The sequence below is a fragment of the Deinococcus sp. genome, from assembly GCF_025362455.1.
Lineage (GTDB): Bacteria > Deinococcota > Deinococci > Deinococcales > Deinococcaceae > Deinococcus.
This window is the reverse complement of sequence record NZ_JANYGJ010000049.1, coordinates 14,483-28,398: the sequence shown is the minus strand read 5'-3', so window position 1 is coordinate 28,398 and position 13,916 is coordinate 14,483. Positions and strand designations below refer to the sequence as shown.

At 66.1% G+C, this 13,916-nt stretch carries 13 protein-coding genes; 12 read left to right on the top strand and 1 reads right to left on the bottom strand.

The annotated features are described in order from the left end of the window. On the bottom strand, window positions 1-356 hold a 356-nt coding region (locus Q0R23_RS03540), incomplete at its 3' end, for an SDR family NAD(P)-dependent oxidoreductase (RefSeq protein WP_293910429.1). An 89-nt stretch (window positions 357-445) separates the two neighbouring features. Here Q0R23_RS03540 and Q0R23_RS03535 point away from each other — a divergent pair. The 12 genes from Q0R23_RS03535 to Q0R23_RS03480 all read left to right on the top strand — a co-directional run bounded on the left by Q0R23_RS03535 (window position 446) and on the right by Q0R23_RS03480 (window position 13,679). Continuing rightward, window positions 446-1,372: an isoaspartyl peptidase/L-asparaginase family protein gene (locus tag Q0R23_RS03535; protein ID WP_293910427.1), complete on the top strand. Its 927-nt coding sequence runs from the start codon at window positions 446-448 to the stop codon at window positions 1,370-1,372. Between the two features lie 389 nt (window positions 1,373-1,761). Further along, entirely contained in the window at window positions 1,762-3,372 is a 1,611-nt protein-coding gene (locus tag Q0R23_RS03530) for an ABC transporter substrate-binding protein (protein ID WP_293910425.1), read from the top strand. A 359-nt stretch (window positions 3,373-3,731) separates the two neighbouring features. Then, entirely contained in the window at window positions 3,732-4,670 is a 939-nt protein-coding gene (locus Q0R23_RS03525; RefSeq protein ID WP_293910423.1) for an ABC transporter permease, read from the top strand. 66 nt (window positions 4,671-4,736) lie between these two features. Continuing rightward, a complete protein-coding gene (locus tag Q0R23_RS03520) occupies window positions 4,737-5,591 on the top strand; it encodes an ABC transporter permease (RefSeq protein WP_293910421.1) in 855 nt (284 codons plus the stop codon). Window positions 5,592-5,617: 26 nt separating this feature from the next. After that, the gene (locus Q0R23_RS03515; RefSeq protein ID WP_293910419.1) at window positions 5,618-6,628 is read left to right on the top strand and encodes an ABC transporter ATP-binding protein; all 1,011 of its coding nucleotides are present in this window, start codon (window positions 5,618-5,620) and stop codon (window positions 6,626-6,628) included. Then, on the top strand, window positions 6,625-7,629 hold the full coding sequence (locus Q0R23_RS03510) for an oligopeptide/dipeptide ABC transporter ATP-binding protein (protein ID WP_293910417.1): 1,005 nt from the start codon (window positions 6,625-6,627) through the stop codon (window positions 7,627-7,629). Before Q0R23_RS03515 ends, Q0R23_RS03510 begins: the two co-directional genes overlap by 4 nt. Continuing rightward, entirely contained in the window at window positions 7,626-8,672 is a 1,047-nt protein-coding gene (locus tag Q0R23_RS03505; protein WP_293910415.1) for a GntR family transcriptional regulator, read from the top strand. Before Q0R23_RS03510 ends, Q0R23_RS03505 begins: the two co-directional genes overlap by 4 nt. Before the next feature lie 56 nt (window positions 8,673-8,728). Continuing rightward, complete coding sequence (locus tag Q0R23_RS03500; RefSeq protein ID WP_293910413.1) at window positions 8,729-9,466, top strand: creatininase family protein; 738 nt, start codon at window positions 8,729-8,731, stop codon at window positions 9,464-9,466. Then, entirely contained in the window at window positions 9,463-10,500 is a 1,038-nt protein-coding gene (locus tag Q0R23_RS03495; protein ID WP_293910411.1) for a 2-dehydropantoate 2-reductase, read from the top strand. Before Q0R23_RS03500 ends, Q0R23_RS03495 begins: the two co-directional genes overlap by 4 nt. Next, complete coding sequence (locus Q0R23_RS03490) at window positions 10,497-11,264, top strand: SDR family NAD(P)-dependent oxidoreductase (RefSeq protein ID WP_293910409.1); 768 nt, start codon at window positions 10,497-10,499, stop codon at window positions 11,262-11,264. Before Q0R23_RS03495 ends, Q0R23_RS03490 begins: the two co-directional genes overlap by 4 nt. 244 nt (window positions 11,265-11,508) lie before the next feature. Further along, window positions 11,509-12,141: an RraA family protein gene (locus Q0R23_RS03485; RefSeq protein WP_293910407.1), complete on the top strand. Its 633-nt coding sequence runs from the start codon at window positions 11,509-11,511 to the stop codon at window positions 12,139-12,141. Then, window positions 12,138-13,679, top strand: a complete 1,542-nt coding sequence (locus Q0R23_RS03480) for a carboxypeptidase M32 (protein WP_293910405.1) — start codon at window positions 12,138-12,140, stop codon at window positions 13,677-13,679. Before Q0R23_RS03485 ends, Q0R23_RS03480 begins: the two co-directional genes overlap by 4 nt. The last annotated feature ends 237 nt before the right edge of the window (window positions 13,680-13,916 follow it).

The following is a 13,916-nucleotide window of genomic DNA, read 5'->3' as shown; positions in this document are numbered from 1 at the left end:
AAGTTGACCGCCAGCACCCGGTCCCAGGCGCCGATATCCAGCTCGTGCGCCCTGACGCCTTCACCAGCGACTCCGGCGTTGTTGACCAGTACGTCCAGCCGTCCGAAGTGGGATACGGCAGCGGCCATCAGGGCGTCTACTTCTGCCGCGTCGGACACGTCGCAGGCGACGAACAGCGCCTCACCACCGCCCGCCCGGATCAGTTCGGCGGTGGCCTGGCCTTCGCCTTCCCGCACGTCGGACACGACCACCCGTGCGCCCGCCGCGCCCGCCGCCAGCGCAATCGCCCGCCCGATCCCGCCCGCCGCGCCCGTAACGAGCAATACCTGGCCTTCCAGCTCTCTGTTCAGGGTCATGCGCCGCACTGTAACCGAGTGGCGCAATGGAGGGCTCAGATGAAGGGAATGTGGAGAGTCGCGCCCGAAGCGGTTGCTAGATTCGGCTCATGCCCAAATCTGTGTTGGTGATCCACGGCGGCTGCGGCGCCATTCCCAAGGCCGAGCTGACCCCCGAAATCAACCGAGCTGCCCGCGAGGCGCTGACGCTGGCCCTGCGGACCGGCTACCGTATTCTGGAGAGCGGTGGCAGCGCCCTGGACGCCGTGACCGAGGCGGTCGTGATCCTGGAAAACGATCCGGTCTTCAACGCGGGCTACGGCGCGGCGCTGAACCGGAACGGCCTGCACGAGCTGGATTCCTCGGTCATGGACGGTGCCCTGGGGCTGGCTGGGGCAGTGGCGGGTGCCCGGCGCATTCGCAACCCGGTGCGGGTGGCCCGCGAGCTGGCAAAAGTCTCCGATCCATTGCTCCTGATCGGCGAGGCCGCTGACAGTTGGGCCGCCAAACACGGCTTCGAGCTGGTCGACAACAGCTACTTCACCACCCCGTCCCGCCAGGAGGCGCTGGCCCGGATGCTGGCCCGCGAGGAGGGCGATGACCTGAGCCCCGCTCCGGAGCGCGACAAGCACGGCACGGTGGGCGCCGCCGCGCTGGACCTGCACGGGCACCTGGCCGCCGCGACCTCCACCGGGGGCTACACCGCCAAGCCCGCAGGCCGGGTGGGCGACACCCCCATCATCGGGGCCGGAACCTGGGCCGACGACCGGACCTGTGCGCTGTCGGGCACCGGCAAGGGCGAGCTGTTCATCCGCCGCGCCCTGGGCCACGAGGTCCACGCCCGGATGCTCTACGGCGGGGCCTCACTGGAGCAGGCCACTGGCGAGATGATCGCCGAGATGACCGCGCTGAGCGGCGGCGCAGGGCTGATCGCCGTGGACCGGGACGGCAACGTGGCCCTGCCCTTCAATACGGAAGGGATGTACCGGGGCTGGATCAGCGCCCAGGGCGTGTATGTGGCGGTCCACGAGGATTGAGCGCAGCTTGGATAAAACGATGTTCGTATTCTCATATGTGTGAAGGTGCGTCGCCGGGAATTTTGATCGTCCCCACAGGCGCTCAGGCTCAGTCCGCCGTCAACTTCGGACAGGGAAGGGGCATCTGTTCTGTTTGGGTAGAGGGCTTAGGTAGATGGCGCTCAATCCATGCCCGGAAACGCCGCGCCAGCCAGGAGCAATTTTACACGCCTCACGCTGCGTCCAGCAATCGTGCAGACCGCTTGCGTTCAGATCCAGAGCGCTTCACCGCCCCTACACCTTCATCGATGACCGCCGATGCTTGACCGCATACTCATGCACCGTTATAGTCCCCTATAACAATTCGATTACGGCAATTTGTGAGCACGGTTCGGTACGGAGGTTCGCCTATGAAACGACTGTTTTCTGTTCCCACGGCTCCCACTGGTAGCGCCCTGGCCCGCACCGCCCTGGCCGTGATGGCTTCCCTGGCGCTGGGACACAGCCTGGCCGTCACGCGCGGCGGGCAGATGACCTTCGGGCGCTCCGCCGACTCGCTGTTTCTCGACCCCGTGCTCAACGACGCCAATGTGGACATCTGGATTCTGACCAACCTCTACGACACGCTGCTTCAGCCTACCGACGACGGCAAGAGCGTGCGCCCCGGCCTGGCGACCGGCTACGTCCTCGGCGCCGACGGCAAATCGATGAAGCTGACCCTGCGTCCCGGCATCAAGTTCGCCGACGGTAGCCCGATCACAGCCGCAGACGTGAAGTTCAGCCTGGACCGTGCCCGCAACCCTGACAACGGTGCCTGGGTGGGCCTGATCGGCTCGGTCGCCAGCGTCAGCACCAGCGGCAACACCGTCACGCTGAGCCTCAAAAATCCGGACCCCTCGTTGCCCGCCGCGCTGGCGACCTTCAACACCGCCATCATGTCGCAAAAGCTGTTCAACGCAGCAGCAGGCGCCAAGGACGGCGACAAGGCCAAAGCCTTTGCCGAGAAGCCCATCGGCTCCGGGCCGTTCGTGCTTCAAGAGTGGAAACGCGGCTCCTACATGGTCCTTAAGCGCAATCCGTACTACTGGAAGAAGGGCGAGGACGGCAAGGCGCTGCCCTACCTCGACACCCTCAGATTCGAGATCGTGCCCGACGACAACACCCGCATCCTGAAATTGCAGGCGGGCGAGTTGCAGGGCGCTGAGTTCATCCCGCTCAGCCGGGTGGCCGAGTTGAAAGCCAATCCCAAGCTCAACATGCAACTGTTTCCCAGCACCAAGGTCAACGACATCATCATGAACAACCGGCCTAAATTCAAGGACGGTACGGCCAACCCGCTCTCCGACGTGCGGGTGCGCCAGGCGCTGAACTACGCCGTCAACCGCGACGCGCTGATCCAGCTCGTGACCTTCGGGAACGGCAAGCCGATGAAGTCGTTCATGTCGTCCAGCACGCCGCTGTTCGACACGACCCAGCAAGGCTACAGCTATGACCCGGCCAAGGCCAAGGCGCTGCTGAGTGCGGCTGGTTTCGGGAACGGGGTCGATGTCACCGCCCTGTCCACCAGCGGCAACGCGGACGACCAGGCGCTGCTCACGGCCATTCAGCAGATGTGGGGCGCGGTGGGCGTGCGGCTCAAGATCGAGCAGCTCGACAACGCCACCAAGACCGCCCGCTACCGCGCCAACGATTTTCAGATGCGGACCGGCGCCTGGACCGACGACATTGCCGATCCCAGCGAGATCACCGGTTACTACGCTGTGAACGGCGACACCGAAGCCGCCCACACCGGTTTTACCAACCCCACCATCGAGAAGCTGTTCGTGCAGAGCCAGATGGAGACCAGCCGGGTCAAACGGGCCAGCCTATACCGTCAGATTCAGACGCTGTACACCGCCTCAGCCCCCACTATCTACCTGTTCGAGACGCCGTATCCGGTGGCGCTGACCAAGAACGTCAAGGGTTTTATTCAGATTCCGCTCGGCAACAACATCTTCGAGCGCACCTCCATTGAAAAGTAAGTATTGAGAAGTAGGCGCTGGACAGCGAATGGCGCCGCGCTTTGGGCTAGGGCGCGGCGCTTTATACGGGATTTAAAAGAATGCTCTGTGTAGGGCGGGAACGCTGCCTGGTCGCCCCCTCTGCAAGCAGGTCTGCGAAGCAGCGGGGTGAGTCGCAACTCCCCTCTGCAAGCAGGTCTGCGACTCTCCCGCAAGGGGCGACTGGTACAGCTCCGAAGGAGAGGGGTCAACAGCAGGCAGACATTTTGTTCCATCTCAAGGTGAAACTGTTCGTTTCGATCAGCCTACCCGGTTCAGGTTATTGGTCTTCGGCTTTCCAACATAACCAACGCCGCTTCCCTGCTCGTTCCGGGGGTGAAATGCATTCGTCCTACGTCATCCGCAGACTGCTTCAGATCATTCCGCTGTTTCTGGCGGTGATGGTGCTGATCTTCGTGCTGGTCCACCTGATTCCCGGCGATCCGGTCAGCGCCCAGCTCGGCGACCGGGCCACGCCCGACATCGTGGCCCGCGCCAACCGGGAACTGGGGCTCGACAAACCGCTGCCGGTCCAGTTCGCGCTGTTCGTCAATCAGACGCTGCACGGCAACCTGGGCGAGAGCATCAACCTGAAGGTGCCGGTGATGCGCTTAGTGGCCGAACGATTGCCGGTCACGCTGTTTCTGACCACCTACGCCGCCGTGCTGGGCGTGCTGATGGCGGTGCCGCTGGCCGTGCTGGCGGCGGTGCGGCGCAATACCTGGGTGGACGGGCTGATCCGGGGCGCCTTCCAGTTCGGGCTCTCCTTGCCAGTGTTCTACGTGGCGCTGCAACTGCTCAGCTTGCTGGGTGCCCGGCTCGGCTGGTTTCCCATCGGCGGCTACGGCGAGGGTTTCGGCGGCCACCTGTACGCGCTGTTTTTGCCTGCCCTGGCGCTGGGACTGAATCTGGCGGCCATTCTGCTGCGGACCCTGCGCAGCAGCGTGATCGAGGTGCTGAGCGCCGAATACGTGGAATTCGCCCGTGCCAAGGGTCTGCGCACCCGCGTGATCATGACCCGGCATGTGCTGCGCAACGCCATGATCGGCACCGTGACCCTGCTGGGCCTGAACATCGGTGCCCTGATCGGCGGCGCCGTCATCACCGAAACTGTGTTTGCCATTCCCGGCGTGGGCCGCCTGATGGTGGACGCCATCTTCGGGCGCGATTACCCGGTGGTGCAGGGCCTGACGCTGGTGTTCGCGATGCTCGTCTCGCTGGTGTTCCTGGCGACGGACCTGCTCCACGCCCGCCTCGATCCCCGCGCCGAAGTGGCCTGACATGATGTCGATGACAGTTCACCCCCGTTCTAATCTGTTAGAACGCTCGCTTATTCAGGGCCGCTCATGACCACGACCCTGCCCGCGCCGGGTGCGGCGCTCAAGGTGGCCCGGCGCCGCAGTCTCAAACCCACGCTGGTGATCGGCCTGGTGCTGCTACTTGTCCTGCTGCTGGCCGCCATTTTCCCCCGCCTGTTCACCCCGTACAGCCCCACCGACTTCGATTACACCGCCATCCTGAAGGGGCCGACCCTGAAGCACCCCTTCGGCACCGACAACTTCGGGCGCGACGTCTTTAGCCGGGTTATACACGGAACACGCATAGATTTGCAGATCGCTGTATTTACCACCTTGTTTCCGTTCATTTTCGGCACGTTGCTGGGCGCCCTGACCGCCTTCAGGGGCCGCTGGGCAGACGCGGTGGTGGGCCGCATTGCCGATCTGGTGGTGGTGTTTCCCTTTCTGGTGCTGGTCATCGCCATCGTGGCGGTGCTGGGGCCGGGTCTGAACAACATGTATATCGCCGTGAGCGCGGTGGGCTGGGTCAGCTACTGGAGGCTCACGCGCGGCGAGGTGCTCAGCCAGAAGAAGGCCGAGTACGCCCAGGCCGCGCAGGTGCTGGGATATTCACCGGCCCGCGTGCTGCTGCGCCACCTGCTGCCCAACGCCGTGACCCCGGCCATCGTGTATTTGATGACCGACATGAGCCTGGGCATTCTGCTGGGCGCCTCGCTGGGTTACCTGGGACTGGGCGCCCAGCCGCCGACGCCCGAATGGGGCGTGATGGTCGCCGACGGCAAGAATTTCATGGTCACCGCCTGGTGGATCAGCACCTTTCCCGGTTTGGCCCTGACGCTGGCGGGTGTGACCTTCAGCCTGATCGGAGACGGGCTGGCGGATGCGCTGAGGCCACGGTCATGATGGTCATGGGCACAACGCAGACGACCATGACTTCTCCCTCATCCCCGCTGCTGAGCGTGCGTGACCTGAACGTGCGGATTCCCACGCCGGGCGGCGAACTGCATGCCGTGCGCGGCGTAAGTTTCGATGTGGCGCCGGGCGAGGTGCTGGGATTGGTCGGTGAATCCGGCAGCGGCAAGAGTGTGACGCTGCGGGCGCTGCTGGGCCTTCACCGCGCCCCTATCAAGATGTCGGGTGAAGTTCACTACGGCGGAGCCAACCTGCTGAGCATGCCCGACAGAGCGCTGCGATCGGTGCGTGGCGGCCAGATCAGCATGATCTTTCAGGAGCCGATGACGGCGCTCAACCCCGTGCTGAGCGTCGGCGAGCAGATCACCGAGAACCTGCGTGAGCACCGGAACCTGAAGGGCAAGGCGGCGCAGGACCGGGCCGCCGAACTGCTCGACCTGACCGGCATTCCCAGCCCGCGTGCCCGGCTCGCCGACTACCCGCACCAGTTCTCCGGCGGCATGCGCCAGCGGGCCATGATCGCCATCGCACTCGCCTCCGAGCCGAAACTGCTGCTGGCCGACGAGCCCACCACCGCGCTCGACGTGACCATTCAGGATCAGATTCTGCGGCTGCTGCTCAAGTTGGTGGGCGAGCTGCACATGTCGGTCATTCTGGTGACGCACGACCTGGGCGTGGTGGCCCAGACCTGTGACCGGGTGGCGGTGATGTACGGGGGCCGCCTGATGGAGACGGCGGGCGTGGGTGAGCTGTTCGCCCGGCCCAAGCACGCCTACACCCACGGTCTGCTCGGTAGCCTGCCCGGCAGCGGCAGCCACAGCAGCAATCATCGTCGTCCGCTGACGCCGATCCCTGGTGGGCCGCCTGACTTGCGCGCGCTGCCGCAGGGCTGCACCTTCGCGCCGCGCTGCACCTACGCCACGGGCGAGTGCCGCTTCTCCGAGCCGCCGCTGGTCGAAGTCGCGCCCGGCCACGCCAGCGCCTGCCTTCACCATGACCGCCTGAGCGTCCTGGAGGTGAGTGTATGACCCTCTCAGATCATCCCCTGTTGGAAGTCACCGGCCTGACCAAGACCTTTCCGGTTCGGCAAAGCCTGCTCTCACGCTGGCGGGGACAGCCGCGCCGGGCCGTACAGGCGTTGACCGACGTGAACCTGAGCGTGAAGCGCGGCGAGACGCTGGGCATCGTGGGCGAGAGCGGCTGCGGCAAATCCACCCTGGCCCGCACGCTGGTGCGCTTATATACCGCCGACAGCGGTTCGGTGCGCTACGGCGGTCAGGACGTGCTGGCCCTCAGCGGCGCCGAGCTGCGCGGCTACAACCGCCGCGTCCAGATGATCTTTCAGGATCCGTATTCCAGCCTCAATCCGCGCATGACGGTGGGCCAGGTGCTCCGCGAGGCGCTGGGCGTCCACAAGATGCGGCCCGCCGATCAAATTCCGGCCCGTGTCTCCGAACTGCTCTCACTCGTGGGTCTGCCTGCCGAGGCGGCCAACCGGCTGCCCCACGAGTTTTCCGGTGGGCAGCGCCAGCGCATCGGCATCGCCCGCGCCCTGGCGCTCGAACCCGAATGCCTGATTGCCGACGAACTGGTCTCGGCCCTCGACGTGTCGGTGCAGGCCCAGGTGGTCAACCTGCTGCTGGAATTGCAGGAGCGCCTGAACCTGACGGTGCTGTTCGTCGCCCACGACCTGCGGCTGGTCCGGCACCTGTCGCACCGGGTCGCGGTGATGTATCTGGGCCGGGTGGTCGAGGTGGCGAGTACCGAGGCTGCCTTTGAGGCGCCGAAGCATCCCTACACCCAGGGCCTGCTGGCGGCTGCCCCGACGCTGGACCCCGGCAGCCGCAGCCTGGAGCCCGCCATCAGCGGCGAGTTGCCCAGCCCGCTCAACGTGCCGAGCGGCTGCGCCTTCCGGACGCGCTGCAAGTCGGCGTTCGGGCGCTGCGCCACCGAGCGCCCGCTGCTGAGCGATACCGGGGACGGGCACATGGTCGCCTGCCACCTGTACAGCGGGGCGGGTCCGACATGAAAGCAACTGGCCTGAAAGTGTCCAACATAACCTCGTCTGGCCCGGTCCCGGCGCCTGCCCAGGCCGCGCCCCGTTCGCTGAGCCTGAGCATCGACCGCACGCTGGGCATTCCGCTGGGCGCTCAGCTCCGGGGTCAGATCGAGTACGGCATCGCCTGCGGCGAGATCGAGCGCGGAGCGCGGCTGCCCAGCGTGCGTGAGCTGGCCCAGGACCTGCGGCTGGCCCACATGACGGTGGTGCAGGTCTACAAGGAGCTGCTCGCTCTCGGCCTGATCGTCACCCACCCCGGACGCGGCACCTTCGTGGCCCACGCGCCTAAGCCCGGCGCCCAGGATCTGGAACCGCTGCGGGAGCTGATAAGCCGCACGCTGGAGCACGCCGCCGAGGCCGGTTACTCGCCCCGCCAGGTGGCCGAGGTGCTCAACATGCTGCTGGCACGCGGCGGACGCCAGGCCCGTGACGGTGGGCGCGGCGGCGTGGAGGTGCTGCTGATCGGTCTGTTCGGGGGCGCCACCAGCGCCTACGCTCAGACCCTCCAGGCGGCGCTGCCCGCCACCGACCGGGTGCGGGCCATGACGCTAGAAGACGTGCGCGGCGGCGGCGGGCAGGCCCAGGCCAGAGGCGCCGACGTGGTGCTGGCGCTGGCGCACCGGCTGGCCCAGACCCAGGCGCTGCTGCCGGGCGTGAGCATTATCCCGGTCAACTTCATTCCCTCCGAGGCGACCCGGCAGGCCCTGGCGGCGCTGAATCCCATGAGCAAGCTGGCCGTAATCGCCACCTTCGAGGAGTTTTTGCCGACCTTCCTGGCGGGCGTCAAACGCTTCGCGCCGCTGGTGACGGACCTGCGGGCCAGCCACATCCAGGCGCCGGACCTGGGGGCGCTGCTGGCCTGGGCCGACACCGTGGTCTACGCCACCGGCTCGGAGAGAGTCCGCGACCTGGCGGGCGAGACCCCCTGCACCGAGTACCGCCACACCATCGACCCCCGCGACATCGAGCGGCTGGTCTTGCCTGCGGTAGAGGCCGTTCGGAGCCTGAGCTGAGGCGCCCAAACCTGACAGCGCGGCGCCCATTCCTTCTCACTTTCCGAGGTACGTCCATGACCCCCATAAAAGACATGAACTGGATGCAGGTCGAGCAGTATCTCAAGACCGACGACCGCGCCGTGTTGCCGCTGGGCAGCACCGAGCAGCACGGCTACCTGAGCCTGTGCGTCGATAACATTCTGCCCGAAAAGCTCGCGCACGAGGTTGCCGCTCAGTCGGGCGTGCCGGTCTTTCCAGTTTTGCCCTACGGCATCACGCCCTACTTCCGGGGCTATCCCGGCAGCCTGACGCTGCGGGTCCAGACCTACCTGAGCATCGTGCGCGACCTGCTGGATTCACTGTACGAACAGGGCTTCCGGCGCATCCTGATCGTCAACGGACACGGTGGCAACACCCCGGCGCAGGGCTTTGTCGGCGAGTGGATGGCCGACCATCCCGGCGGTCGGGTGAAGTTTCATAACTGGTGGAATGCGCCGCAGACCTGGGCGAAGGTGATGGCCACCGACCCTAACGCCAGTCACGCCTCCTGGATGGAGAACTTCCCCTGGACCCGGCTGGCGGGCGTTCAGATGCCGGACGAGGAAAAGGCGGCGCTCGACTTCGACATTTTGAGATTGCTGGGACCGCAGGAGCTGCGCGGCTACCTGGGCGACGGCAACTACGCGGGCAAGTACCAGCGATCCGATAGCGACATGCTCTCAATCTGGGACGTGGCGGTGGCCGAGACGAAGGCGCTGCTGGACGGCGGCTGGGCCGAGAATGTGTTTATAGAGAAGGGCCAACAGCAATGACCTCACCTGACCAATCTCGCATCCTGATCTGGGGCGCCGGGGCCATCGGCGGCGTGATCGGCGCCTACCTGATCCGGGCCGGGCATGACGTGACCTTCGTGGACGTGGCCGCCGAGCACGTCCGGGCCATTCGGACATCCGGACTGAAGATCGTCGGTCCCATCGAGGAATTCACCGTTCAGGCGCCTGCGTTTACGCCGGACGAGTTGCAGGGCGTCTGGGACACCATCTTCCTGTGCGTCAAGGCCCAGGACACCCAGGCTGCCGGGGAAGCGCTGGCCCGCAACCTCACTCCTGGCGGTGCCGTCGTCTCGGTCCAGAACGGCCTGAATCCGCTGATCCTGAACGGTATTCTGGGCGCCGGGCGCGTGCTGGGCAGCTTCGTCAACTTCGGCGCCGATTATCTGGAAAGCGGCACCGTCACCTACAGCGGGCGCGGCGCGGTGGTCATCGGCGAGCAAGGTGGCCAGCTCACGGCCCGCGCCCGGCATCTGCACGCCCTGCTGAAAGAGTTCGACGACTCTGCCATCTTGACGCCCAACATCTTCGGCTACCTGTGGAGCAAGCTCGGTTACGGCGCGCTGCTGTTCGCCACCGCCGTGACCAACGACGGTATCGCCGACGCGCTGGACAGAATTGAGAACCGTGACCTGTACACCGAGCTGGGCCGCGAGGTCTTGCGGGTCGCCGCCGCCGAGGGGGTCACCCCGGAAGCTTTTAACGGCTTCGACCCCGCCGCTTTCGTGCCCGGCGCCAGCCAGGAGCAGGCCCGCAGCAGCCTGGCCGAGATGGTCGCCTTCAACCGCCGCAGCGCCAAGACCCACAGCGGCATCTGGCGCGACCTGGCGATCCGCAGGCGCCGCACCGAGGTGGACGCGCAACTCGGCTGGGTGGCGCGTTTCGGCGTTCAGCACGGTGTTCCCACGCCACTGACGGCCAGGCTGATCGAACTCATTCACGACATCGAGGACGGGCGGCGCGAGTTGAGCCGGGCCAACCTGGATGAGCTGCGCGGCCTGCTGGTGGGCGCATGAAGCTGGACTTCACCAACCAGACCGTCATCGTCACGGGGGCGGCGCACGGCTTCGGGCGGGCCATCGCGCTCGCCTTCGCCGGGGAGGGCGCGGCGGTGTGGGCCTGCGACGTGAACACGGCAGGTCTGTCCGAAACCGCCCGGCTGGCTTACCACGACGGGGTGGTGGTCAACGTCCGGACCGTGGACGTGACCGACCAGTCGGCGGCGCAGGCGTTCGTCGCCGAAGCGGCCCAGGGCAGCGGCGCCGTGGACATCCTGGTCAACAACGCGGGCGGCGTGCTGGGGCAGGTCGGGCGGCCCCTGGAACAGATCAGCGTACCCGACTGGCAATCGATCTTCCGGGTCAACGTGGACGGCGCTTTCCTGTTCGCGCAGGCCGCCGCGCCCGGCATGAAGGCGCGGCGGCGGGGCCGGATCATCAATATCAGCTCCGGCGCCGGGCTGGGCATCAGCCTGACCGGCATCCAGGCCTACGCCGCCGCCAAGGCCGCCCAAATCGGGCTGACCCGCCAACTGGCGCACGAGTTGGGCGCGTGGGGCATTACTGTGAACAACGTCGCGCCCGGATTTATTCGCAGCAACCCGACAACCGAGGCCCAGTGGGAGAGTTACGGCGAGGACGGTCAGCAAAAACTGATCGACGGTATCGCCCTGAAACGGCTGGGCAGCCCGCAGGACATCGTGAACGCCGTGCAGTTCTTCGCCTCCGAACAGGCCGCCTGGATCACCGGCCAGGTGCTGAGCGTGGACGGCGGCAAGTGACACAGGCTCCGATTGAATCGTTTTGCAAAAACGGTTCAATCCGACCAACGGGAGTAGGAGAAAGTACGGGCTTCGCGGTATGGATTAACATCCGGTGCTTTTGCGGATGTTAAGGAATTTAGCGGAGTTCGTATGACGGACCTGGAGCGGGTACTCGCGCTGCTGGAGCCGCACCGTAACGTCGCCCTGACCGAGCTGTGCCGCTCCTGGACCCGACTGGCCCAACCCCATGTCTGAACCCCCCATGTTTGAGCCTGTAGATGCTGAGCTGCTGAAGTGGTTTCGTGCCCTGCTCGCAGACGGCGACCTGAGTTGCGCCGTCTCGGACGCGCTGGGGCGCGGCGGGGCGCTGGGCGCGAATTTTCTGCCGGTCTGGCCGGGCGCCCGGCTGCTGGGGCCAGCCGTGACGGTGCGGACCTTCGGCGCCGACCTGAGCGCCGTGTTCGACGGTATCGCGGCGGCGGCGCCAGGCAGCGTGATCGTCATCGACTCGCACGGCACGCTCAACTCGGCCTTCTGGGGCGAGCGGACCACGCGGGCCGCACTGGCACGCGGCGTCGTGGGCGCGGTCATCGATGGGGCCTGCCGCGACGTGGTGGCACTGCACAAGCTACGGTTTCCGGTGTTCAGCACGGGTGTGACCCCCAACGCCGGGCTGCCGGGCGGGCGCGGCGCGGTGAACGTGCCGGTGGCGCTGGGCGGTCAGCCGATCATGCCCGGCGACCTGCTGGTGGCCGACGAAAACGGCGTGGTGGTCGTGCCGCAGACCCAGATTCATAAGGTCTTCGAGCAGGTGCAGGTGTTGCTGGCGGCGGAGCGCGAACTGTTTGCCAGCACGACTGATCCGGTTCGTCTTCAGCCCGAAGGAGATACATGAGCGAAGTTCCGTCCAACGAGTTCCAGCGCCGCTCCGGCGAAATCAACGACCTGCTGTGCATCCTGAACCTGCTGAACTGGGACGCCCGGACCCAGATGCCGCCGGGCGGCGGTTCAGTACGCTCGCAGCAACTGGCGACCCTCAGCGCCCTGGCCCGCGAGAAATTGCTCGATCCGGCCTATCAGGTGGCGGCCCAGACGGTGAGCGGTGACGACATCCAGATTCGGGCCGCCCGGCAGGCGCTGGACGCCATCTCGGCCATGCGCCGCGTGCCGGATAGGCTTACCCGCGAACTGGCGCTGCTCAGAAGCGAGGCGCAGGACATCTGGGCGGCGGCCAAAGCCAACAACGACTTCGCCGCCTTCGCCCCGGCTCTGACGCGGATGGTGGCGCTCAACCGGCAACTCGCCGAGGCGCTGGGCTACGAGGGTCACCCGTATGACGCGCTGCAAAACCTCTACGAGCCGGGCCTGACGGTGGCGACGTTACTGCCGCTGCTTACGCGGCTCCGCACCCATCATGTGCCGCTGCTGCGGGCCATCCAGGCGCAGCCTCAACCCCGCACTGACTTCCTGACGCGCCACTATCCAGCCGATCGGCAACGCGCCGTTTCACTGGCCGCCGCCGAGCGCTTCGGTTACGACATGGGGCGCGGGCGGCTGGACGAATCGGCCCACCCCTTCGAGATCAGCTTGAATTGCGCCGACGTGCGGATCACCACCCGGATTCAGGAGGCGTACCTGCCCGGCGCCCTGTTCGGCACGCTGCACGAGACCGGCCACGCCCTGTACGAACAGGGCGTCAGCCCGGCGCTGTCCCGCACAGTGTTGACCAGCGATCTGACGGGTCTCTACGCGGTGGGCGGCGCCAGCTACGGCACCCACGAAAGTCAGTCGCGCCTGTGGGAAAACCGCATCGGCAGGTCGGCGGCGTACTGGGCGCTGCATTTCCGCGAGCTGCAAGCCGCCTTCCCCGACCAGCTTTCAGACGTGGACGCCGCCACCTTCCACCGCGCCGTGAACCGCGTGCAACCCAGCCTGATCCGGGTCGAGGCCGACGAACTGACCTACGACCTGCACATCATGCTGCGCGTGGACCTGGAAATGCGGCTGATGACCGGTGAGCTGGAGGTGCAAGGGCTGCCCGCCGCCTGGAACGCCCGCATCAGGGAAGACCTCGGCCTGGAGGTGCCCGACGACGCGCACGGCGTCTTGCAGGATATCCACTGGTCGGCGGGCCTGTTCGGCTCGTTTCCCACCTACACCATCGGCAACGTGATGGCCTCGCAGTTCTACGCGGCAGCGAACCGGGCCGTGCCGGAGCTGAGTGCCCAACTGGAACGCGGCGAGTACGGCCCACTGCGCGAGTGGCTGACCGACAACATCTACCAGCATGGCCGCACCTTTGCGCCTCATGAACTGCTGGAGCGCACCACCGGGGGCGGCCTCGATCCGCAGCCGTACCTGGAGTACCTCAGCGGCAAATACACCGAGCTGTACGGCCTTAGAGCAGATGTCATAAAAAGGGTCTTTTTATGACCGAGCGGAGCAAGTAGTTTTGACTGAGCAGGACGCAGAATCAGACGAAAGGGTTGGAAGGCAAAGTCGCGCTCACGGGTGGAGTGAACCCCCCGAACCGGACCACAGGTCAAGACACTTCGCCCCAGTCAGCAGGTACGCTGATTGCACCGCGAAGGAGCCCAGATGCCAGGACGGAATCATAGCCGTGAGTTCAAGCTCCAGGTGGTCGGCCAGATCAATGCCGGTCTGAATACT